We start from the raw sequence: 21,957 nt of genomic DNA, 5'->3' as shown, positions 1-21,957 counted from the left end.
CCACTAAAGGGAGAGAAAAGTCTATTTTCTATATTATTATACCTCACAACGTTACAGCAAGATGAAACTACTGCCGAGCGACTCTGAGCCGAGTCATAGTCTAGGTTATCAGTACGGAGTTATGATTTAACTAGATTTCAATTGTTTTGACCTTTTCATATTGCGTGATATAAAATCAAGACACAAATCACAAATTCCAATTAATGTACCTGATAATCATGTCTTTTTACAGAGACAAAAGTTCGTTATGAGCGTTAATGGGGTAGATAGACAATATTTTACCTAAATAGTATATATGATTACGAGAAGAAAGTTTGTGAATAGGGCTACTGCAGGTGCTGCTGCAATGGCTGTTTCTCCATATTTAATGGCAAATGGTCAAATGAATTTAGAGGGTTTGGGGCTAATGTCCAATCCATCAGATAGAACGGCAGGTGGAAAGTATCGTCCTCCATTTCGTTTTGGGCAAGGTGGTGCACCTTTAGGCGGAACCAGTGGCTTGTTGGTAACTGATGAGGAGGCGAGAATTACTCTTGAGAATGCCTGGAATGCTGGTATGCGCTATTATGATACTTCTCCCTGGTATGGGTTGGGACTTAGTGAAAGAAGGTTTGGGCACTTATTACATAGAAAGCCAAGAGAAGAATATGTGATCTCTACTAAAATAGGAAGGATTCTTACTGCCGCTCCTAAGCCAGCCAAAACACAATGGGCGCAGCCAGATTCTTTTGATTATAAGTATGATTATTCGGCTTCAGCCACTCGCAGATCTGTTGAAGATAGCTTGCAAAGGTTGGGCATATCATCTATAGATATTGTTTTTATTCATGATCTTTCTCCGGATAATGGAGATATGAAAGATAACTGGCTGGAGTACTTTGATCAGGCGGCTAAAGGCGCTATGCCTGAGCTTGTAAAGATGCGTGAAGAAGGCATTATTAAAGGTTGGGGAATGGGAGTGAATACATTGCCTCCAATTTTAAAAGCTTTAGAGGTGAGCGATCCTGATGTGCATCTGGCTGCTTGTCAGTATACTTTAATGGATCATGAGGAGTCGTTAGAGAAATTGTTTCCCGCTATTGAGAAAAGTGGAAACTCCATAGTAGTAGGCTCACCGCTTAATAATGGCTTTTTAGCAGGTGCAGACAGGTATAACTATGGACCAAAAATACCGGCTGGTTTTAATGAAAAGCGAGCTAAGATGGAGAAAATAGCTAAAGCTCATGGCATCGATCTACGTACTGCTGCATTGCAATTTTGCGCAGCGCCTGAGCAGGTTTCCAGCGTTATACCTGGTGCTAGAAAAGCCAATCAGCCTAAGGAAAATGTGGAATCTATGAAGGTGAAAATCCCTACTGATTTTTGGGCAGAAATGAAAAGCGAAGGGCTGATTGCTAAAGCGGCTCCAATATTAAGCTAAGCTGTTTCATTCAAAATATGTCAAAGGCTAAAACTTAAGAAGTTTTAGCCTTTTTGTATTATGGGGACTGGTAAATGTTAAATTTTCAGGAACATACCGAGAGCTGACTTGTTCTTTATACAGACATCAATTAGATATAAAATATAGATTGTAATGAAAAAAGTACTGATAATAGGAGCTAACGGAAAGATAGGTAAGATCTTGACCAACAAGATGAAAGAAGCGGAAGATTTCTCACCTGTAGCTATGATTAGAAAGGAAGAACAGAAGAGTTATTTCAAAGATTTAGGTGTAGAAACCAAGCTGGTAAGCTTGGAAGGAGAGCTTGATGATATAGAAAGTGCAGTTAAGGGATTAGATGCTGTAGTATTTACAGCAGGTTCTGGCGGAAGTACTGGTCAGGATAAAACTCTGACGGTAGACTTAGATGGTGCTGTAAAAACTATGGAAGCAGCAAAAGCTAATGAAGTAAAGCGGTTTGTTATTGTTAGTGCCTTAGGGGCAGATGATCGCTCTTTCTGGGATAAAAGTGGAATTAAACCTTATTATGTAGCGAAGCATTTTGCTGATCGAACTTTGAAGACTATCGGTCTGGATTATACTATTATAAGGCCAGGTATGCTAAAAGATGATGCAGGAACAGGAAAAATAACACTTGAAGATCCTATGTCTGCTGAGAGTGTACAGCGAGAAGATGTGGCTGAAGTTATTTTAACTTCACTGAGACAAGATAACACCATCGGAAAAGTAATAGAATTCAATAACGGTGATAAAAATATAGAAGAAGCAGTAGCGAGCATATAACCTGTTTAGTCAGGTTAGCGAGATTAAATGAAAAGCAGTGTTGAGATTTCAGCACTGCTTTTTTGTTGTCATTTTCCAGAGTGGAAAGTGGCTTCAATTATTGAGTCTGCAAATCTTTTTTCTTGATTTCTCTGAAGGCTTTGGCACTCATATTCCAATATTTTTTAAAGATCTTATTGAGATGACTTTCATCAGAAAAACCAAAATCATAAGCGATTTTTTTAATAGTTAAATTACTGTAAGTCAGTTGGTTTTGTATGAGTCCCATTCTGTAGTGATCTATATATCTTTTCACAGTAATGCCCATATTCCGCTTAAAATAATTACTGATATAGTTTTCACTTATACTGAAATGTCCTGCCATATTATCAAGGTGGAGCATCTGTGGCTCTGTAATATGATTGTGGATGTAAGATAGCATTAACTCTATGCGAGAGGAGGTCCTTTTTTTTGGCTTGAACGGGCTTTCTTTTTACTTGTAGGCTCTTTAATATCAGTTGTACAATAGACAGGATTTGAAAGTACACCACACTCTGATTGCTCTGGCAGCTGAGCACGGTTTGAAATATGCTATAGATAGATTTTTGGTCTTCATTATAAAACTGAATGCGGGCATTTCTTATTTCCTCACTTTCCATTTTGCTGATTAAATCATTACATAATTCCTGCGGTATACCCGCACAATTAGTAATAAAAGCAGGCGTGAAGCGTACGCTAATAAAATGGGTAAATTCGTGCACGTGAAAATGATGATGATCTATGGGGTTAAGTACAAAAACGGAGCCCGCTTTATATAGAATTTCAACATCGTTTAACACATGTACACCCTTACCTTTTTCAATGAAAATTATTTCATAATAATTGTGAGAATGGTCAGTCTCTTCCCACTCTTTCACAGACATATTATGAACTTTCAAAGGAGTATATTGCTTGTGCTTGTCCATGCTTTTTTCTTACCAGTTTTTGAAGAATTTTTACTAGTAATTCTCTTACAAAGTTAATGAAGTTTGTAGTCCTTCTATCACTCAAAATCAGATATTAATTATAATGAAACAACAAAAATATAAACGCAAAGGTCTGGGGGTTTCAAGGGTCTTTACTAATGCTAAAAAGAGCCCTTATGACATGTTTGAGTACGAATTTCGATCATCAACTATCAGAAATCCTTCTGGTGAAGTGGTGGCAGAAATGAAAAATATTGAGGTTCCAAAGGGTTGGTCTCAGATAGCTACAGATATTTTGGCTCAAAAGTATTTGCGTAAGGCAGGAGTGCCTCAGGAGGATGGGTCTACCGGAGCTGAAAATTCAGTAAAGCAGGTAGTACATCGCCTGGCTAATTGTTGGCGTGTGTGGGGACAGAAGTATGGCTATTTTGGAGCAAAAAAAGATGCCGATACTTTTTATGATGAACTAGTCTTTATGCTGCTGGCACAATATGCTGCGCCTAATTCACCACAGTGGTTTAACACAGGATTGTACGAGTCTTATGGACTAAAAGGAAAGGCTCAGGGACACTACTATGTAGACCCGGATACTGAGGAGTTGAAAGAGTCAACTTCAGCTTATGAAAGGCCTCAGCCTCATGCCTGTTTTATCTTAAATGTAGAAGATGATTTGGTGAACCCAAATGGTATTATGGACTTATGGGTTCAGGAAGCCCGAATCTTCAAATACGGATCAGGGGTAGGTACTAACTTTTCTAATATCAGGGGTAAAGATGAGCCTTTGGCAGGTGGAGGAACCTCTTCAGGTTTAATGTCATTCCTTAAAATAGGGGATCGTGCCGCTGGAGCCATAAAGTCAGGGGGTACAACAAGGAGAGCAGCCAAGATGGTGAGCTTAGATTTGGATCACCCTGAAATAGAAGATTTTATTCAGTGGAAAAAGGAAGAGGAGAAAAAAGTGGCCGCACTTATAAAAGCCGGCTATTCATCTGATTATAATGGGGAAGCGTACCAGACGGTTTCTGGTCAAAATTCAAATAACTCGGTGCGTATACCTAACTCATTTTTCAAGGCATTAGAAAATGATAGCTTATGGCACCTAAAAGCCAGAACTGATGGCAGTACTATGAAAAGTATTGCGGCTAAAGACCTTTGGGATCAGATAGCAGATGCTGCCTGGTGCAGTGCAGACCCTGGTGTGCAGTATGATACTACCATCAATGAGTGGCATACTTCTCCGGCAGAAGGTCCTATCAGAGGCTCTAATCCATGCTCTGAATACATGTTTTTAGATAACACTGCCTGTAACCTGGCTTCACTTAATCTGTTTAAATTCTTCAATGAAAGTGAAGGCGAGTTTGAGGTAGACAGATTTGAGCATGCTTGCCGTTTGTGGACTATGGTTTTGGAGATATCGGTGTTAATGGCGCAGTTTCCTTCAAAAGCGGTAGCACAGCGATCTTATGATTACCGCACTTTAGGTCTGGGATATGCTAACCTGGGAGCTATGCTAATGGTACAGGGTATTCCTTATGATAGTGAGCAAGGTAGAGCTATTGCCGCTTCTATTACGGCAGTAATGACAGGTATTGCTTATAAAGCATCAGCAGAAATGGCCGCTGTGTTAGGTGCTTTCCCTAAGTATGAAATGAATAAGGAGAGCATGCTTAGGGTAATAAGAAACCATAGGTATGCCGCTTATAATACGCCTGACAATTATGAAGAGCTAAGTATAAAACCACCCGCATTAGATGAGGCGCTTTGCCCACCTGAATTATTAAAAAGTGCACAAATAGCTTGGGATGAGGCGCTGACCCTGGGAGAGAAATATGGTTATAGAAATGCTCAGACTTCAGTAATAGCACCTACAGGTACCATTGGTTTGCTTATGGATTGTGATACTACCGGAGTAGAGCCGGATTTTGCCTTGGTGAAATATAAAAAGTTAGCTGGTGGAGGTTATTTTAAAATTATAAACCAGTCAATTCCTAAAGCGCTTAAAACTTTGGGTTATGCTCCTAATGAAATAGAAGCTATTACTCAATATGCTAAAGGTCATACCAGCCTGGCAAAGGCACCACATATTAATTTAGCGGCATTGGAAGGCTTTGGTTTCACAGACCAGGAAATAGAAAAGTTGGAAAAAGGGTTGTCTACTGCCTTTGATGTTTCTTCTATGTTCAGTGTATATAGTTTGGGAGAAGATTGCTTAGAACGTTTGGGTTTTGATGCTTCAGAATATCAACAGCCTACATTCAATCTGCTCAAATCTCTGGGACTCACTAAGCAGCAGATAGCAGAAGCTAATGATTATGTGTGTGGTACCATGACTATTGAAGGGGCTCCATTCCTTAAACAGGAGCATTATCCTGTGTTTGACTGTGCTAATCGGTGTGGAGACAAAGGCAAGAGGTATATCGCTGTAGAAGGTCATATCCGTATGATGGCGGCTACTCAGCCTTTTATTTCAGGGGCGATCTCTAAAACAGTGAATATGCCACACGAGACCACGGCAGAAGAAATAGCAGAATGCTACAAAATGTCTTGGGAGCTGGGCTTAAAAGCTTGTGCACTTTACCGAGATGGTAGTAAGCTTTCTCAACCATTATCAGCTAAGAGTGATGATGAGGAAGAAGAAAAAGAAGAAGTAGTACAAGAAGCACCAGAAGAAAAAGAAGTAAAACACATTGCTCAAAATGCAGAAGCAGTGTTGGAAGCCGCCAGAACTATTCTTTCTGATTCTAACAATGCTTCTTTCAGGCAAAAGCTTACCCATATGGTAGAGCGAAGGAAATTGCCAGACAGAAGGAATGGTTTTACTCAAAAGGCTAAGATAGATGGCCATACGGTGTACATCCGTACAGGAGAATATGACGATGGCTCTTTAGGAGAATTATTTATAGATATGTATAAAGAAGGGGCATCTTTCCGCTCTATATTAAACTGCTTTGCCATAGCTGTGTCTTTAGGCTTGCAGTATGGAGTGCCTTTGCAGGAGTATGTAGATCGCTTTACCTTCACCAGATTTGAACCGGCGGGCAGAGTGCAACACCCTAATATTAAGTCTGCTACTTCATTGCTGGATTATTTATTCCGTCTGTTAGGTTATGAATATTTAAACCGAACAGACCTGGTACACGTACCCAATAAAAATGGCCATAGTAAAGAACATGGCAAACCCGAACCATCTGGCGGTATAGAAGAGCGCGAGGTGAGTGCGGTAAAAGTATCACAGCCCGTAAAAGAGGCGCACGTAGATGAGGTGTTTGATCAGTCGCAGCATGCGCTGGCCAATATGATGGGAGATGCACCGATATGTAATGATTGTGGACATATCACGGTGCGATCTGGTACTTGTTATAAGTGCCTAAACTGTGGTAATAGCTTAGGCTGTAGTTAATGTTTCATATAGAGAGGGTGCCTTAATCACTGGTTATTTAAAAGTTGGTTTTGTGCTTTTGGTACCCTCTTCATTTAAACAAAAATAAATTTTATGACAAAAGATAACAGTGGAAAAGGACAAGCAGCAGTGATGAAGGGAATTCTTACTGTTAAAGAGAAAACATACCTAACTCCTCATTATATAAGGATTATTCTCGGCGGAGATGATATTCAAAAATATGAGTTAGCTCAGGTAGGTGATAATAACAAGATTATTTTACCTAAAGATGGAAAGGTAACACTCCCTGAACTCGGAGGTAAAGGGGATAGGCCAAAAGGGCTCATCAGAACCTATACGCTAAGAAGTTTAGACTTAGAAAAAGGGGAGATGGCTGTTGATTTTGTAGCACATGGAGATAGCGGTCCTGCTTCTAAATGGGCTATAGAAGCACAACCAGGCGATGAGCTGGGGGTGTTAATGAAGCAGAAAAATAAAAAGCTGTTTCCGTTGGCCGACTGGTATTGTATTACCGGTGATCATACTGCACTGCCTGTTATTAGTGTCATGCTGGAGTCACTGCCAGCCGATGCTCAGGGAACAGCAGTAATAGAAGTACATAGTGAAGCAGATAAATTAGACCTTAAAAAGCCAGATAATATTGAAGTGGTGTGGACTTATAATGAGGCTCCTGGTGAGCACACTACATTAGTTCCTTATTTCAATGAACTGGAAATACCACAAGAGGGTAGTAGGTTTATTTTCGCTGCGGCTGAATATAATGTAGTTAAAGAAATTCAAGAAATCCTGAGGACGGAAGATAGTCTTCAGAGGAGTGAATGGCAATCTTATTCCTATTGGAAATATGGGCAGGCAGAAGATGATTCTGCTAAAAAACGAAGCGAAGTTGCTCATAGGGGAAATTGATTTTGAATCTATTGCCTTTGCTTTCTTTTTTGACTAAAGCGGGGTTTATAATTAATTCTGATTTTCAGGATGCATAGAAAGGCTGCCTTGGATGAATAGTAAATACTTGATGCTGTTTAAGGTTGTAGTTTTTTTGGGGCGGCCTTTTTTCTAGAAGTTGGAATATGTTTTAGTATTAAATAGTTAATGGGAGATGCGTCAGTAATGACAAATCTCCCATTTTCGTTTATATCAATTTATCTCTTAAGCGGGCTCTATTTCAAAGCCTACTTTTTTAACGGCATTAGTTACATCTTCAGCTGATGCTCCATCGGCATCTACGGTGAGGATCTTATCAGGATTGTCAAGATCTACCTCCCAATGTTTGATGCCACTGGTGTCATTAAGGCTGGGAGTCACTCTTTTTAAGCATCCACCGCAATTTATATTGGTTTTGAATTTTAAAGTTTCCATATCGTATTCTTTATAATTTAATGTTATTTAATCTCAAACTGTTTAATACTACTGATACTGAGCTGAAAGCCATAGCTGCACCTGCTATCATAGGATCTAATAAAAAGCCATTGATAGGGTAGAGCAAGCCAGCCGCGATAGGTATGCCTATCAGGTTATAGATAAAGGCCCAGAAAAGGTTTTGTTTTATGCCTTTCACCGTTTTATGAGAAAGCCTTAATGCTTTAGGAATATAAGCCAAATCAGAGGTGATCAGCGTTATTTTAGCTACATCCATAGCTATATCAGAACCATGTCCCATGGCTATACTTACATCGGTCTGAGCCAGTGCATGGGAGTCATTAATGCCATCGCCTACCATAGCCACTGTATTGCCTTGAGCTTGTAGTTCTTTTACAAATGCGGCCTTATCCGAAGGCAGTACTTCGCCTTTAAAGTCCGTTACGCCTACCTGTTTTGCTACTTGCTTAGCGGTATCATTATTATCGCCAGTGAGCATATATACAGCCACCCCCATGCCTTTGAGTTCCTCAATGGCGCTGGCAGAGTTCGGCTTGAGCTGGTCAGTAATGGCTAAGGCTGCCAGCACTTTTTCTTGATCAGCAAAATATATGACCGTTTTAGCTTCCTGTTGCCAGTTGCTAGTGGGTCCATTCAGGTCTTCTGATATGGCTATGTTGTGCTCCTGAAGTAGTCTTTCGTTGCCTACATAATAAGTAAGGCCATTTTCATCTTTCGCTTCAGCACCTTTACCAGTTATGCTTTTAAATCCATTGATAGTTGCCGCGGAGGTTTCGTTTCTTAGCTTGTTTACCACGGCCTGTGCTAATGGGTGTTCAGACTGAGATTCGATAGCTAATAATATGGCTTTTTTAGATTTATCTGTCCAGAGCATGTCAGATACGGTAGGCTTACCTTCTGTAATAGTGCCTGTTTTATCTACAACAATAGCATTTACCTTGTGTCCCAATTCCAGGCTTTCGGCATCTTTAATGAGTATGTTGTTTTGAGCGCCTTTACCTACGCCTACCATTATAGCGGTAGGAGTGGCCAGCCCCAGGGCACAGGGACAAGCGATTACCAGCACAGCAATGGAAGTAAGCAAGGCATGAGTGAAAGCGTCTTGCTGGCCTAGTAACATCCAGGTGGCGAAGGTGATAATGGAAATAGCAATAATTGTAGGTACGAAAATGCTAGCGATTTTATCGGTTAACCTTTGTACTGGTGCTTTGCTGCCTTGTGCCTCCTGTACCATTTTTATGATTTGCGAAAGCAGCGTTTCTTTGCCTACCTTTTCTGCGGTAAACTGAAAGCTTCCCTGTTGGTTTACTGTACCTGCAAATACTTTTTGTCCTTTGTTTTTAGCAGCGGGTATAGGTTCACCAGTAATCATGCTTTCATCTACATAAGAGTTGCCATTTAATACCTCACCATCTACCGGTATTTTATCTCCTGGTTTTACTATTATGGTATATCCTTGTTGTACCTCAGAGAGAGGAATTTGCTTTTCTTCCCCATTCAAAATCACGGTAACCACTTTGGGTTGTAAGCCCATGAGTTTTTTAATGGCCGATGATGTGTTAGATTTTGCCCTCTCTTCCAATAGCTTACCTAATGATATGAAGGTGATGATCACCACTGATGCCTCATAGTACACATGGGGTTCTATACCATGGTTAAGCCAAAACTGAGGAAAAAAGGTGTTGAAAACGCTGAAAATGAAAGCAATACCGGTACTTAAGGCTACCAGTGTATCCATATTAGCTTGTTTGTGCTTGGCTTGCTTCCAGGCATTGATGTAGAAATTTCTACCGAAGTAAAATATCACCGGTAGGGTAAGTGCTAATGATACATATTTACCCGGCGCCCAATCCATAAAAAACATGCCTATTACAAACACAGGAAGAGTAAATATGGCTGACCAGATCAGCCTGAACTTCACCTCATGATAATGCTTTTGTTGTACTTCCTGCTGGGCTTCTTCAGGATCTTCTGCGTCTATAATCAGGTCAAAACCCACGCTCTGCAGTGCTTTTTGTAGCTCGGTAGTTGGGGTTTCTGCTTCGTATTCTACCAGCACAGAGTTAGAGGCCAGGTTTACATTAGCCTTTTTTACTCCATGGGTATGTGTTAGAATAGACTCTACGCTAGAGGCACAAGAGGCGCAACTCATGCCTTCTACAGGAAAAGTCTCTTTTTTTATTTTTTGATCTATTGTCATTGTATCCATGACCTTTTTCTTTTAATCTCTTTTACAAAGATCATACATGCCAGGTATAAATGTGTTACAGTATTTTGTGGAAGTGTTTCAAAATTTTGGCTTATTGATCTTGATTAGACTTGAGTAAAGACTAAGTATTATTGATTATGGTGGTTTTAGATAATCATTGGTGGTTTATTATCTCAAGCAGTTTTTGAAGTTGAGTGTCTATGCCGGTTAAAACCTGTGTTTCATCTTCAGAGATATAAATATCTGGCGCGGTGCCATGGCCATCTAAAGTTGTTCCATTTCTCTGAAAAGAGAGCATAGTTGATATTTTTACTCTAATATTTGAGTTTTTAAGATACATTTTTCTTGAATTTCCGCTAGAGCCATCAGTGGTTACGCCTACTATATTCACATTGGGCAAGCCTTTAAATACGCTGGTGAAAACAGAAGCCGCACTAAAACTGTGTTCGTTCACCAAAATGTAAATGTTTTTAGGGTATGGCTTGTCGCCGGCATGTAATATCATAAAGTGAGCGGTGCTAAATTTTGAGGTATCAAACTCACGTTCAGGATCGAAATCTTTGAGAAAATGATCTATGGCCTTTCGATCAGCTGAGTTAAATGGCTTGGAAATGTAAGGGTATAAAAATCGGGCATGCATAGAAGGGTAATCGGCTTGCCTTTGGTTAGTTCTTAAATAGGCGATATTAGCCACCCACGGCGATTGGGCTTTAGGAATAATGTGGGATGCAAATTTTTGTATCAAATCTCTACTGCCTCCTGGGTTAAACCTTAAATCTATTACAAGTGCTTTTGAGGATTTAAAATTGATGAAAGTAGAATCCAGGAAAGCCTCAAGGCCTTTTTCTTCATCAAAAGAATACATTCTGGGAAATGAAAAATAGCCTATGTTTCCTGGCAATATCCTGGCTAAGTTTTGGAAGTTGCCTTTATCTACTTCTAATGAGTTATAATACATTTGTTGATCAATTTTTGATCTATAACCCGATCTTTCCTTAGTTAAAGAAATGTTTGCTGCTGAATCAATTTTTCCATTGGTAAAGGTGATGTTGATGTTTTCAGGAATATCCAGATTGTTATTAAAATATAACTTTCCCAGCTGCTGTAGTGAAGAAACGCCTCTGCTTAATTTGGCTTCTTTGGGTGCCGTTCTGGATTTGTAAGCAAGAGAATCGATCAAATTATGAATCGGTACATTATTAATGCTTTTAATATAAGGGTATTTAGGATGAAGGAAGGCGTAATGATGTTCATGGTTGGAGGAGGTTAAAGCGGCCACTTTTCCGTTTAAAGGAGCTATAGTAAAAGGTAATTCTAGTGAGTAGGAGGGATGACCTTCTTGCGTAACCCACTCATTCTTCACGCTGGAATGGCGATCGCCGATTTTAGCCATAATCATAGCTAATTCATGAGTTAAATAATTAATGTCAAGGCTGTCTGTAGATTGCTGTATCTCCAGTTTTAAAGAGCTCAGGCTAGCCTCATAATCAAACCCAGATAAATGTATATATGATGATTGTTCTTCTATGATTGTTTCAAATTGCTCTATATCCGCTAAAGCTTCTGATGTTGAGATGTATTTTACCTTCTTGGTTATTTGCTGGTTGAAATCATATAGTTTTTGTCTGTTTTCAAAGCTGTAAGTGCCAGTTTTTGTAATGAGCTGGTGGTCTTTTAATAATACCAGGTCTACATGCTTTTGAGGAGGTGTACCCATAGCTTGTAGCACTTCGATCAGGTCTTCAGAAAATCGTTTTTTCCACTTTGTTCCATACTCTTTTTTGCAAAAAGTGATTATTTTCTCGGCAGTATGGCCATCTAGCTTTTTCAAAATGTACCACTCATTATCGACTTGTACTTTTGGTTGGTCGTCATCGGTCCATGTAACAGCCGTGAAAGGTGAGGCCTTTTTAAGGTCCAGGGTTTGGCTAAAGCCGTAAGCTAAAGTCAGGCAAAAGATGCTAATAGTGAGAAAAGTTTTCATGTTACTGTGTTTGATTTTGAAGCTAACTTATGGCGCTTGTACGCCTCTCAAAAATGATATCGACAAACCCTGTTTTATTATAGATGACCGCACTTTGCTAGCCGATTTTGGTGAATCCTAATTACCTATATTTACAAAATCAAACAGCATTCAGTATGATATGAAACAACTATCTGGCAGTACTATAAAAACAATGAAGATCCTTTTTCATGTTGCTTTTATAGCTGTAATACTTTTTCAACTTTTAAATAGAGGAATACACACTTTGCCGGAAGATGGGTTGTTTTTTCTGACCAGTGATCCTGTTGAGAACTTCCTGTGTGCTGCCATTGCTTATGCATTGTTTTATTATGTGTTCAAGTTGAACGGGGTTTGGGCTAAGCTGGGGTTAATGGTGCTGTTTGTTATAATTCTGGGGTTATTGGCTGGGCTTAAAGATTTCAGAATTCATGATTTGGTTTCTTTCAATGTCACATTTGGGTATTTCACCAGCTTTTTAGGTAAAGCATTATTGTTTTACCTGTTGCTGTATTTTATAAATAGGTTAGATGCGCTCAATCATTATAGAAAGTTAGAAACGGAGCTGAATGCGGCTAAAGAACAGTTATTGAGAAATCAATTGCACCCTCATTTCTTGTTTAATGCTTTGAATTCGCTTTATAGCTTATCATTAAAAAGTAATCCGCAGGTGTCAGAATATATATTGAAATTATCAGGAATGATGCGTTATCTGACTGATGAAATTCAGTTGAAAAAGGTGCCTTTGAGCAGAGAATTGGAGTTTATAGAGCAGTATCTGGCTGTAGAGAAGTTAAGGTTTGGCAGAGAGGCTAACATTCAATTTGAACCTCTAAATATGGATGGTTCCGGGGTGTTTATTGAGCCTTTTCTATTAATTCCTTTGGTTGAAAATGCCTTTAAGCACGGTTTTTATATTAACTCTAAAGATGCCTTTGTTCATATAAAAGTGGAATTTGAGAATGATGTGCTCATGTTTTCGGTAGCTAATAGTATGATAGAAAAAAAGCATTTCCAGACCAATAATAGACGAGGTAAAGGGCTTGAAAACCTGAACGAGCGATTGCAACTTCTCTACTCTAAAAAGGCATGTCTGCAAGTAAAGGAGCAGGACGGTTTATTTAAAGCTCAGCTAAAAATTATTCTTAACTAAATGATTGTATATAAGGCGATAGTAATTGATGATGAACCTTTGGCAATTGATGTGATTTTGCATCATTTGGAGCGGTTTTCTAATATTGAAGTAGTACACACATTTACTGACTCAGTGGAGGCTTTTAACTATTTGAAGCACGGGAATGAGGTGTATATTGTTTTTACCGATATTGCTATGCCTGGCATTTCTGGCATTGAACTAGTGCGGCTTTCTAATAGTGAAACCATGTTTATCATGACTACTTCTTACAGTGAGTATGCGGTTGAGAGTTTTGATTTGGAGGTGATTGATTATCTAATGAAGCCAATCGCTTTTGAGCGTTTTGCAAAAGCTATAGCAAGGTTTGAAAATTTAAAGTCACAGAAGGAAGATAGACGACCTTCATTTTTTGTAAAGGAGGGAGATGAGTATGTGAAGATTTTTGTTGATGATATTGATTATATCCAGGGTTTGAAAGACTATGCTAAAATAGTCACCGGAAATAATTATTGCTTGGTTTTAAAAACGCTAAAGTCAATCGAATCAATTTTGAATCCATATCAGTTTAAGAGAATTCATAAATCATACATAGTGCCTTTGCCAAAAATAAGTCAGTACAATGGAAAGTGCGTACTTATAAATGATAGGGAAATACCAGTAGGGAATAGTTATCGAGAGTCCTTAAAGGATTTTCTGAATGGAAATAAGCTTTGAGTTAGGGCTAATAGTCAAACTTTATCCAAACTACTATGCCCTGGCTTATGCATTTGTTTAAATTGAGTAGGAGTCATTCCAGTCTCTTTTTTGAATTGAGTAGAGAGGTAGGCTACACTGCTGTAGTTCATTTTTAAAGCTATTTCTGATAAAGAAAGCTCATTGTAAAAGAGTAATTCTTTTACTTTTTCAATTTTCTGCCTGGCAATATATTTTTCAATAGTCACTCCTTCTACTGAAGAAAACAACTTGCTCAAATAAGAATATTCGTGATTGAGGTGCTCCGCAATGAATGAAGAGAAGTTTTCATTTAAAGGCTCTTCTTTATGATGAATCTGTTCTATAATCAAACTTTTGATCTGCGAAATAAGGCTCGATTTAGCTGATTCTAACAGTTCAAAACCTACTTCATTCAGTTTGATTTTTAACGCTTCTTTGGTGGTTTCATTTAATTCTTCAGCTAAATCTACCTGCCCCAGCTGCACCTTCTCTGCTTGAAGATTTAGCTGACTCAGTGTGTTTTCCACCGCGCTTATACAGCGGGGGCACACCATGTTTTTAATATATAGGGTCGACTTACTCATAACTAAGGAGTTACAATGGTTTGTATGACAAAATTAGGGTAATCAGCGGAAAAATAGCATTAATGTTTAAACAATATATAGGGGCTCCTTGTAGTATATATAGACAGATGTAAAGAATGAATTATAAATTTTCAAGTCTGTTGATTTAATCAATTGAACAATCAAAATCCTACTAAACATGGAAAATATAGAAGGAAAAGTAGTGGTGATAACGGGTGCTAGCAGTGGTTTTGGAAAAATAAGTGCTGAGTATTTGTCTGATAAAGGGGCTTTAGTAGCTCTGGGAGCAAGAAGTACAGATAAAATTGAAGCGCTGGCAAAATCCATTAAGGATAAAGGCGGAAAAGCTATAGCCGTTACTACTGATGTAAAAGACAAAGATCAAGTGAAAAAGCTGGTAGATGCAGCAGTAGAAGAATTTGGTAAAATTGATGTATTGCTCAATAATGCAGGAATTATGCCTCTTTCTCCTCTTGAAAATCTTAAGATAGATGATTGGGATAGCTGTATTGATATAAATATAAAGGGAGTGTTATACGGCATTGCTGCGGCGCTGCCTCATATGAAAGAACAGAAGTCTGGTCAGATAATAAACGTATCTTCTGTGGCGGGACATACCATTAGTCCTGGTGGAGCAGTTTATTCGGCCACCAAGCATTCTGTAAGAGTTATTTCAGAAGCTTTACGTCAAGAAGTGAAACCTTATAACATTCGAACCAGTATAATATCTCCAGGGGCTGTTGATACCGGCTTGCCAGATAGTGTGACTGATGAGGCTGTTTCTGGAAGTATCAAAGACTTTTATGCAGATACAGCTATTTCTGCTGATTCTTTTGCAAGAGCTGTGGTATTCGCTATTAGCCAGCCAGAAGATGTAGATATTAATGAGATACTGTTTAGACCTACTAAACAAAAATTATAATAAAGAAACTTGTTTCAGGTGTTCATTAATTTGAACAGTACCCATCTCCAGATTTATTTCTCGGGGATGGGTTTTATTTTTTTTTTTTATATGAATTCAGGTTTTCCCAGTCTTCAGGGGTATCAATGTCAATGTTGCCATACTTAAATTCTACCAGCTGGTGAGGGCTGTTTTTTATTATTTTTCGAGCTCCTTTGTCTCCTTCCAGTCTTTGTAAATCTTCAAAATGTTCTTTGCTGAAAATGGCAGGTACTCCGGCTATGTTATTATAAAAACTGGCGGTTATTGACTTGTCGCCATTGATATGCGTATGGATCAGCTCCTCAAAGTGTTCTGTATTAACCAATGGCTGATCAGAGAGCAGAATCATGATATGCTGTAGGTCGTGGTTCTTTATGGTTTCCTTTATGGCGAGGCTCAGGCTGCTGCCCATTCCTTCTTTCCAATCATTATTGATTACCACTTGAAAGTTATTAGGATCAATGGCCTTTTTAATATCAGAGGCATTAGCGCCCAAAACGAGTGTAAAGCTTTGAAATGGAATAGCATCAGCTTCATTAATAGTGTGCTGAAGTAACGGAGCATTATGGTAGGGCAGTAGTTGTTTGGGTTGTCCTAGTCTGCTGGAAGAACCAGCTGCCAGTATTATTACCCCGATTTTATGTTCTGAAGCTAGTTTTGTCTTCATAGGCTTATTTCCTTAGTGCTTTAACGGCCTCTGTAATATCTTGAATAGCTATATCAATGTCTTCAGTAGAGGTAGGCTTACCCATACTAATTCTTACGGCTGACAGGGCTAAAGCTTCCGGCAGTTGCATGGCAGAGAGCACATGAGAGGGCTCTACCGTATTAGAGGTGCAAGCAGAACCTTGTGATATGGCTATGTGCTTTAATTTACGGATTAACTTTTCTCCTAATATGCCTTCAAATGCAGCATTGGTTACGTAGGGAGATCTTTTGGTTTGGCTGCCATTTATCTGACAGCCAGGAATTGAAAAAAGGCCTTTTTCTAACCTTTCTTGCAGCAAGGTCATTTTTGAATAATCATCATTCAGGTCTTGCAAAGCTAATTCACAAGCCTTGCCCATGCCTACTATTCCGGGTACATTGAGGGTGCCTGGGCGTAAGCCTCTTTCCTGTGCTCCGCCAGTAAGAAAAGGATGTAATTTCTTGGTCATGCTTTTTCTGATATAAAGCCCACCCACGCCTTTGGGGCCGTATATTTTGTGCGATGAAAAAGCAGCAAAGTCAACTCCAGATTCGTCTGCATTAAAGGCTACTTTGCCTAAAGCTTGCGTGGCGTCAACCATTAGAGGTAAATCATGCTTTTTAGCTATTTCACTAATCTCTTTTATAGGATGAATAACGCCAGTTTCATTATTCACTACCATGATGCAAATCAGCTCAGTATCGGGTCGAATAGCTGCTTCCAGCTCCGCCAGATTGATAGCACCTTCTGCGTTTACGCTAAGCCGACTGATCGTAGTGTCGGTCTCTTCCATAGCATTGCAAGTACGCAAAACCGCATTGTGCTCGGTTTGGCAAGTTATAATATGGCATTTTTTTAATGATATACCGTGCAGCAGTATATTAATGGCTTCTGTAGCGCCTGAAGTGAATATAATTTCTTTTGTCTTGGCTCCGATCAGAGCGGAAACCTGTTCTCTAGCTATCTCAACAGCCTCTTCTGCATCCCACCCATAAGCGTGTGAGGCGCTGGAAGCATTGCCGAAGTTTTCTGTGAAATAGGGGAGCATGGCACTGAGTACCTGCGGGTCTACAGGAGTGGTGGCGTTGTAATCCAGATAAATTTTTTTGTTGTTTATTCCCATGCTTCAGCTTCTTGTTTCTTGCTACAAAACTAGTGTAGAAGTTAAAGGTAAATCTATTGTATTTGAAGGAGAACTTACCCTTTTCAGTCTATTGAAACCACAGAGATGCTTTACTGTTTAAATGGGATCAATTATTTAATGATAGCTCACAGTCTTGAAAATTGCATACCTTCAGTGGTTATAGTACTTTTACTGTAGTTTATACACAATTTTATAAAATTATCTATGAATAAACGATTTCTAATTTTTTTCGCGCTCTTATTTCAGGTGAGTGCTATTCATAGCCTCTATTCACAGGAAAGGGTCATAACTGACCTGGCTAGTGGGTGGAAATTTCACCGAGGTGAAGATGAGAAGGCTTATCAGAGTGATTTCAATGATTCTAAGTGGGAATCTGTAACTGTGCCGCATGACTGGGCTATTTACGGTCCTTTTGATAAGGAAGTAGATAAGCAGGTAGTGAAGATTGAGCAGAACATGGAAGATGAAGCTACTGAGAAAACCGGGAGAACCGGGGCTTTGCCTTTTACAGGAATAGGCTGGTATAGAAATACTTTTGAATACTCAGTAGAATCAGGTAAGCAGCTGTTGCTTACTTTTGATGGAGCCATGAGCAATGCTAAGGTGTATCTTAATGGTGAATTAGTAGGAACCAGAGCTTATGGTTACAGCTATTTTTATTTCGACATCACTGATAAGGTGAAAAAAGAAGGTGAAAACGTGCTGGCTGTTCGTTTAGAAAATCATCCTTTCTCATCTAGGTGGTACCCTGGGGCTGGCTTGTATAGAAAAGTGCAGCTGATAGAAAAAAGTAGCACTAGTTTCAAACATTGGGGGCATTATATCACTACTCCTTTGGTAGAAAAAGAAGTGGCTCGTGTAAATATAAAATCCAAAGTAGAAGGTAGTGACTTGCGTATCGAAACAGAAATTCTGGATGCTGATAATAAAGTAGTGGCATCTAACGAAGAAACTACTCAGTTTGATGATGAGTTTGTGCAAAATATATCTGTTTCTAAGCCTCACATGTGGAGTCCTGAAGACCCTTATTTGTATCAGGCTAAGCTGAAATTATATGAAGGCGATGAGCTTAAAGATGTTCAAACCGTAAAATTTGGTATTAGAAGTATAGAATACACCAGAGATAGAGGCTTTGTGCTTAATGGAACTCCTACAAAATTCAGAGGCGTTTGTTTGCATCATGATTTGGGTCCATTAGGAGCAGCAATAAACAAGTCAGCTTTAAGAAGGCAATTGGCTATTTTAAAAGACTTAGGCTGTAATGCTATTCGTTCGGCGCATAACATGCCTTCTATGGAGCAACTTGAGCTTTGTGATGAAATGGGTTTTTTATTTGTAGCAGAGAGTTTTGATGAGTGGAAAAAGCCAAAAGTAGAAAACGGATATAACCTGTACTTTGATGAATGGGCAGAGAAAGATGTGGTGAACCTGGTTCAGGCTACCAGAAATCATCCTTCTATTGTTATGTGGAGTGCTGGAAATGAAGTGCCTGATCAGTGGGGTAATGAAGGGGTGAAGAGAGCCAAATGGTTACAGGAGTTATTCCATAGAGAAGATCCTACCAGACCTGTTACAGTAGGTATGGATCAGGTGAAAGCGGTAATGGAATCAGGCTTTGGTGCCTTGTTAGATATACCAGGATTGAACTACAGAGTACATTTATATGAAGAGGCCTATGATAAATTTCCTCAAGGCTTTATTCTGGGGTCAGAAACAGCTTCAACGGTAAGTTCTCGTGGGGTTTATAAATTCCCTGTAGAAAAAGGGGTGATGAAGCAGTATAAAGACCTTCAAAGTTCTTCTTATGATTTAGAATATTGTAGCTGGTCTAACTTGCCAGAAGATGATTTTGTATTGCAAGATGATAAACCTTGGGTAATAGGCGAGTTTGTATGGACTGGGTTTGATTATTTAGGAGAGCCTACTCCTTATGATGAGTTCTGGCCATCAAGAAGTTCTTATTTCGGTATGGTTGATTTAGCAGGTATACCTAAAGACAGATATTATCTATATAGAAGTAGATGGAATACTGAAGAGGAGACATTACATATCTTGCCTCACTGGAACTGGAAAGGCCGTGAAGGAGAAGTGACTCCTGTGTTTGTATACACCAATTATAATACCGCTGAGCTTTTTGTTAATGGCAAAAGTCAGGGTAAAGTCACTAAGAATGACTCTACAAAACAAGATCGTTACCGCCTCAGATGGATGGATGTGAAATATGAGCCAGGTACATTAAAAGTGGTGGCTTATGATGATAATGGCAAAGCGGTGGCTGAAAAAGAAGTACACACAGCAGGTGCACCTCATCATATTGAGCTAAAAGCAGATAGAACAATGCTGGATGCCAGTGGTAATGACATCAGCTTTGTTACAGCTACTATTGTAGATGAAAAAGGAAATCCTTGTCCTACTGCTGATAATCGTTTGAATTTCAAGGTGTCAGGAGAGGGTGATTTCAGAGCGGTTTGTAATGGAGATGCCACTTCTTTAGAGGTATTTCATAAGCCTACTATGAAAGCTTTTAATGGAAAGTTAGTAATTTTAGTGCAGTCAGGTGAAAAGGCTGGTGCAGCTAAGCTGACGGTAAGTGGTAAAGGTCTAAAGAAGGCTACTACTACGCTGGAAATTAAGTAAATGAATACATTGATATAGTTCCTTTTAGCATTAAAGAAGCCCGTGGACAGCGGGCTTTTTTAATGCCTTGTTTTTACTATTAATGGCCTTTTGTTATTCTATGCGTTGTGCTTTAAAAGATCTATTAGCTGTTGCTTGTTGGCCACGCCAGATTGGCGCCATACAGGCTGGCCATTTTTAAATATAATCAGAGTAGGTACTCCCTGTACCTGATACTGCTGAGCAATAGCCTGATTTTTATCTACATCAATCTTTATGATCCTGGCCTGATGCTGTACTTCAGTAGCCACCTCTTTCAGTATGGGGCCTTGCATTTGGCAGGGGCCACACCAGTCCGCATAGAAATCTACCAGTACAGGTTGCTGACTATTGATTATATTTTTGAAATTACCTTTCATAATTTATGTTGTTTTTCTCTATGCATTTTTAGGCATAGGCTTTATTAAAACTATCTTTTAACTCTTTTAACAGAGCTTTTTGTTTGTCGTTTAACCTTTCAGGTAGTTTTACCTGTAATTTGACATAAAGGTCTCCATGACCATGTTTTCCGTACAATGGCATACCTTTTCCTTTAAGTCGTAGTTGCTTGCCATTCTGAGTGCCTTCAGGAATGTTAATATTCACTTTCCCGGAAAGGGTGTATATCTCTTGCTTGCCTCCCAGTAGGGCGGTGAACAAGTCTACAGGCGCTTCCATGTATAGGTCATCACCTTTGCGCTCATATACGGTGCCAGGCTGTACCTTAATGGTCAAATATAAATTTCCGGCCTGGCCGCCTCTTCCTTTTTCTCCTTTGCCTTTGACTCTTAGTTTGAGGCCATCATAGGCCCCGGGCTTAATTTTTACTTTTATTTTTTGATCTCCCAGATCCACAATACGCTCTGTTCCTGTGTATGCTTCCTGTAGTGTGATAGGAATCTCTCCACTCAAATCACTGCCAGGTCTGCCATTATTGGTGTTGAATCCATTGAAGCCTCCTGAGCCACCAAAGCCCTGAGTGCCGCCTCCAAAAAATGATTCGAAGAAGTCTGAGAAGCCGCTGCTGCCAAAGATATCAGAAGGATCTCCTTCGAAATGATAGCTGTACTGGCCACCGCCTGGTCTTTGCTGTGAATAACCTCTGCCTGCGGTATTAGGATCATAGCCGGCCTGCTGATATTGCTTCCAGTTAGAGCCTAGTTGGTCGTATAGCTTTCTCTTTTCAGGATCACCCAATACTTCATTGGCTTCACTAATTTCCTTGAATTTCTCCTCAGCTGCCTTGTCACCCGGATTTTTGTCAGGGTGGTATTTTAGGGCTAGCTTTCTGTAAGCTTTTCTGATGTCCTCTTTAGTGGCAGATTTGCTTACTCCAAGTATTTTATAGTAATCCTTATATTCCATGATTCAATTCTTTTAAAGAGGGGAGTGTGCTGCGTCTATGTCCCCTCTGGTTTCCTTAAAAACCCATCAGGTTCTTGTGTTTGCATATTTTACAGGTCTATTTTGTTGGCCTTTGTTCATTCGGTTTTTAACCCACAGCTATCGTTCTTCTTTTCGCTTCAAGCTGTTTATTTTTGCCTACTTTTATTTTTAAAATGCCGCTTTTCAGTGAAGCATCAATCTTTTCCGGGTCAGCATTATCGGGTAGCATAAACATTCTTTGGAAAGAGGCGTAGCCATACTCTTTTCTCATCCATTGACCCTCGCTCTCTTCTTTTTCATATTGTTTCTCTGAAGATATTACAAGGCAGTTGTTTTGCACTTCTAGCTTGATGTCCTTTTTATCTAAGCCGGGTACGGCTACAGAAACTTCAAAGGCCTTATCTTTATCATTTATATTTACCGAAGGAATAGTGCCTATTGCTTCATTAGATGCTGATTGGTCATCTATCTTTTTACCAAAAAACTTCTCAATAGCATTTGGGAATACTGGTTTTAGGTTTTTAGTCCATTTAAACAAGTTCATGATGT

The 21,957-nt window shown here is 39.3% G+C and carries 19 protein-coding genes; 8 read left to right on the top strand and 11 right to left on the bottom strand.

The features are described 5' to 3' along the window. Positions 1-295: 295 nt before the first annotated feature. Together LVD15_RS24250 and LVD15_RS24245 are read left to right on the top strand one after the other, a co-directional pair. Positions 296-1,420 carry an aldo/keto reductase gene (locus LVD15_RS24250; RefSeq protein ID WP_233777769.1) on the top strand — a complete coding sequence of 375 codons (1,125 nt, stop codon included), beginning with the start codon at positions 296-298 and terminating at the stop codon, positions 1,418-1,420. Between the two features lie 153 nt (positions 1,421-1,573). Then, a complete protein-coding gene (locus LVD15_RS24245; protein ID WP_233777767.1) occupies positions 1,574-2,224 on the top strand; it encodes an SDR family oxidoreductase in 651 nt (216 codons plus the stop codon). Between the two features lie 97 nt (positions 2,225-2,321). On the opposite strand, the gene LVD15_RS24240 is transcribed toward LVD15_RS24245, so the two are convergent. Then, positions 2,322-2,588: a helix-turn-helix domain-containing protein gene (locus tag LVD15_RS24240; RefSeq protein WP_233777766.1), complete on the bottom strand. Its 267-nt coding sequence runs from the start codon at positions 2,586-2,588 to the stop codon at positions 2,322-2,324. 4 nt (positions 2,589-2,592) lie between these two features. Further along, complete coding sequence (locus tag LVD15_RS24235) at positions 2,593-3,168, bottom strand: AraC family ligand binding domain-containing protein (RefSeq protein WP_233777764.1); 576 nt, start codon at positions 3,166-3,168, stop codon at positions 2,593-2,595. A gap of 103 nt (positions 3,169-3,271) precedes the next feature. Between LVD15_RS24235 and LVD15_RS24230 the strand changes: the two genes are divergently transcribed. After that, entirely contained in the window at positions 3,272-6,568 is a 3,297-nt protein-coding gene (locus tag LVD15_RS24230; protein WP_233777763.1) for a vitamin B12-dependent ribonucleotide reductase, read from the top strand. 93 nt (positions 6,569-6,661) lie between these two features. Further along, on the top strand, positions 6,662-7,474 hold the full coding sequence (locus LVD15_RS24225) for a siderophore-interacting protein (RefSeq protein WP_233777762.1): 813 nt from the start codon (positions 6,662-6,664) through the stop codon (positions 7,472-7,474). A gap of 243 nt (positions 7,475-7,717) precedes the next feature. On the opposite strand, the gene LVD15_RS24220 is transcribed toward LVD15_RS24225, so the two are convergent. The 3 genes from LVD15_RS24220 to LVD15_RS24210 form a co-directional block, all read right to left on the bottom strand. Next, on the bottom strand, positions 7,718-7,927 hold the full coding sequence (locus LVD15_RS24220) for a heavy-metal-associated domain-containing protein (RefSeq protein WP_233777761.1): 210 nt from the start codon (positions 7,925-7,927) through the stop codon (positions 7,718-7,720). Between the two features lie 10 nt (positions 7,928-7,937). Beyond that, positions 7,938-10,157 (bottom strand): heavy metal translocating P-type ATPase, encoded by a 2,220-nt coding sequence (locus LVD15_RS24215; protein WP_233777759.1) that lies wholly within the window; start codon positions 10,155-10,157, stop codon positions 7,938-7,940. 154 nt (positions 10,158-10,311) lie between these two features. Beyond that, positions 10,312-12,141 carry a S41 family peptidase gene (locus LVD15_RS24210; RefSeq protein ID WP_233777758.1) on the bottom strand — a complete coding sequence of 610 codons (1,830 nt, stop codon included), beginning with the start codon at positions 12,139-12,141 and terminating at the stop codon, positions 10,312-10,314. A 160-nt stretch (positions 12,142-12,301) separates the two neighbouring features. Here LVD15_RS24210 and LVD15_RS24205 point away from each other — a divergent pair, with 160 nt between their 5' ends. Together LVD15_RS24205 and LVD15_RS24200 are read left to right on the top strand one after the other, a co-directional pair. Beyond that, positions 12,302-13,312 (top strand): sensor histidine kinase, encoded by a 1,011-nt coding sequence (locus LVD15_RS24205; RefSeq protein ID WP_233777757.1) that lies wholly within the window; start codon positions 12,302-12,304, stop codon positions 13,310-13,312. After that, positions 13,313-14,008 (top strand): LytR/AlgR family response regulator transcription factor, encoded by a 696-nt coding sequence (locus tag LVD15_RS24200; RefSeq protein ID WP_233777756.1) that lies wholly within the window; start codon positions 13,313-13,315, stop codon positions 14,006-14,008. It begins immediately after the preceding gene. Between the two features lie 14 nt (positions 14,009-14,022). Here LVD15_RS24200 and LVD15_RS24195 read toward each other — a convergent pair whose 3' ends face one another. Next, positions 14,023-14,592: an AraC family transcriptional regulator gene (locus tag LVD15_RS24195; RefSeq protein WP_233777755.1), complete on the bottom strand. Its 570-nt coding sequence runs from the start codon at positions 14,590-14,592 to the stop codon at positions 14,023-14,025. Positions 14,593-14,770: 178 nt separating this feature from the next. Between LVD15_RS24195 and LVD15_RS24190 the strand changes: the two genes are divergently transcribed. Continuing rightward, positions 14,771-15,514, top strand: a complete 744-nt coding sequence (locus tag LVD15_RS24190) for an SDR family oxidoreductase (RefSeq protein ID WP_233777753.1) — start codon at positions 14,771-14,773, stop codon at positions 15,512-15,514. Positions 15,515-15,587: 73 nt separating this feature from the next. On the opposite strand, the gene LVD15_RS24185 is transcribed toward LVD15_RS24190, so the two are convergent. Next, entirely contained in the window at positions 15,588-16,202 is a 615-nt protein-coding gene (locus tag LVD15_RS24185; RefSeq protein WP_233777751.1) for a nucleotidyltransferase family protein, read from the bottom strand. A 4-nt stretch (positions 16,203-16,206) separates the two neighbouring features. Beyond that, a complete protein-coding gene (locus LVD15_RS24180; protein WP_233777750.1) occupies positions 16,207-17,346 on the bottom strand; it encodes a cysteine desulfurase family protein in 1,140 nt (379 codons plus the stop codon). 225 nt (positions 17,347-17,571) lie between these two features. On the opposite strand from LVD15_RS24180, the gene LVD15_RS24175 reads away from it, so the two are divergent. Continuing rightward, entirely contained in the window at positions 17,572-20,004 is a 2,433-nt protein-coding gene (locus LVD15_RS24175; protein WP_233777749.1) for a glycoside hydrolase family 2 TIM barrel-domain containing protein, read from the top strand. Between the two features lie 98 nt (positions 20,005-20,102). Here LVD15_RS24175 and trxA read toward each other — a convergent pair whose 3' ends face one another. The 3 genes from trxA to LVD15_RS24160 all read right to left on the bottom strand — a co-directional run bounded on the left by trxA (position 20,103) and on the right by LVD15_RS24160 (position 21,952). Then, the gene (gene trxA, locus LVD15_RS24170) at positions 20,103-20,402 is read right to left on the bottom strand and encodes a thioredoxin (RefSeq protein ID WP_370687382.1); all 300 of its coding nucleotides are present in this window, start codon (positions 20,400-20,402) and stop codon (positions 20,103-20,105) included. A 28-nt stretch (positions 20,403-20,430) separates the two neighbouring features. Next, complete coding sequence (locus LVD15_RS24165) at positions 20,431-21,387, bottom strand: DnaJ C-terminal domain-containing protein (RefSeq protein ID WP_233777748.1); 957 nt, start codon at positions 21,385-21,387, stop codon at positions 20,431-20,433. Between the two features lie 127 nt (positions 21,388-21,514). Further along, the gene (locus LVD15_RS24160; RefSeq protein ID WP_233777747.1) at positions 21,515-21,952 is read right to left on the bottom strand and encodes an Hsp20/alpha crystallin family protein; all 438 of its coding nucleotides are present in this window, start codon (positions 21,950-21,952) and stop codon (positions 21,515-21,517) included. Positions 21,953-21,957: the final 5 nt, after the last annotated feature.

This window comes from Fulvivirga maritima (assembly GCF_021389955.1).
Lineage (GTDB): Bacteria > Bacteroidota > Bacteroidia > Cytophagales > Cyclobacteriaceae > Fulvivirga > Fulvivirga maritima.
This window is presented reverse-complemented; position numbering and strand designations above follow the sequence as displayed.

Coding starts and splice junctions, on each gene's coding strand:
- LVD15_RS24215 (WP_233777759.1), bottom strand. CDS start 10,157: ATGGATACAATGACAATAGATCAAAAAATAAAAAAAGAGACTTTTCCT.
- LVD15_RS24185 (WP_233777751.1), bottom strand. CDS start 16,202: ATGAAGACAAAACTAGCTTCAGAACATAAAATCGGGGTAATAATACTG.
- LVD15_RS24225 (WP_233777762.1), top strand. CDS start 6,662: ATGACAAAAGATAACAGTGGAAAAGGACAAGCAGCAGTGATGAAGGGA.
- LVD15_RS24210 (WP_233777758.1), bottom strand. CDS start 12,141: ATGAAAACTTTTCTCACTATTAGCATCTTTTGCCTGACTTTAGCTTAC.
- LVD15_RS24195 (WP_233777755.1), bottom strand. CDS start 14,592: ATGAGTAAGTCGACCCTATATATTAAAAACATGGTGTGCCCCCGCTGT.
- LVD15_RS24190 (WP_233777753.1), top strand. CDS start 14,771: ATGGAAAATATAGAAGGAAAAGTAGTGGTGATAACGGGTGCTAGCAGT.
- trxA (WP_370687382.1), bottom strand. CDS start 20,402: ATGAAAGGTAATTTCAAAAATATAATCAATAGTCAGCAACCTGTACTG.
- LVD15_RS24200 (WP_233777756.1), top strand. CDS start 13,313: ATGATTGTATATAAGGCGATAGTAATTGATGATGAACCTTTGGCAATT.
- LVD15_RS24250 (WP_233777769.1), top strand. CDS start 296: ATGATTACGAGAAGAAAGTTTGTGAATAGGGCTACTGCAGGTGCTGCT.
- LVD15_RS24165 (WP_233777748.1), bottom strand. CDS start 21,387: ATGGAATATAAGGATTACTATAAAATACTTGGAGTAAGCAAATCTGCC.
- LVD15_RS24240 (WP_233777766.1), bottom strand. CDS start 2,588: ATGGCAGGACATTTCAGTATAAGTGAAAACTATATCAGTAATTATTTT.
- LVD15_RS24245 (WP_233777767.1), top strand. CDS start 1,574: ATGAAAAAAGTACTGATAATAGGAGCTAACGGAAAGATAGGTAAGATC.
- LVD15_RS24175 (WP_233777749.1), top strand. CDS start 17,572: ATGAATAAACGATTTCTAATTTTTTTCGCGCTCTTATTTCAGGTGAGT.
- LVD15_RS24235 (WP_233777764.1), bottom strand. CDS start 3,168: ATGGACAAGCACAAGCAATATACTCCTTTGAAAGTTCATAATATGTCT.
- LVD15_RS24220 (WP_233777761.1), bottom strand. CDS start 7,927: ATGGAAACTTTAAAATTCAAAACCAATATAAATTGCGGTGGATGCTTA.
- LVD15_RS24230 (WP_233777763.1), top strand. CDS start 3,272: ATGAAACAACAAAAATATAAACGCAAAGGTCTGGGGGTTTCAAGGGTC.
- LVD15_RS24160 (WP_233777747.1), bottom strand. CDS start 21,952: ATGAACTTGTTTAAATGGACTAAAAACCTAAAACCAGTATTCCCAAAT.
- LVD15_RS24180 (WP_233777750.1), bottom strand. CDS start 17,346: ATGGGAATAAACAACAAAAAAATTTATCTGGATTACAACGCCACCACT.
- LVD15_RS24205 (WP_233777757.1), top strand. CDS start 12,302: ATGAAACAACTATCTGGCAGTACTATAAAAACAATGAAGATCCTTTTT.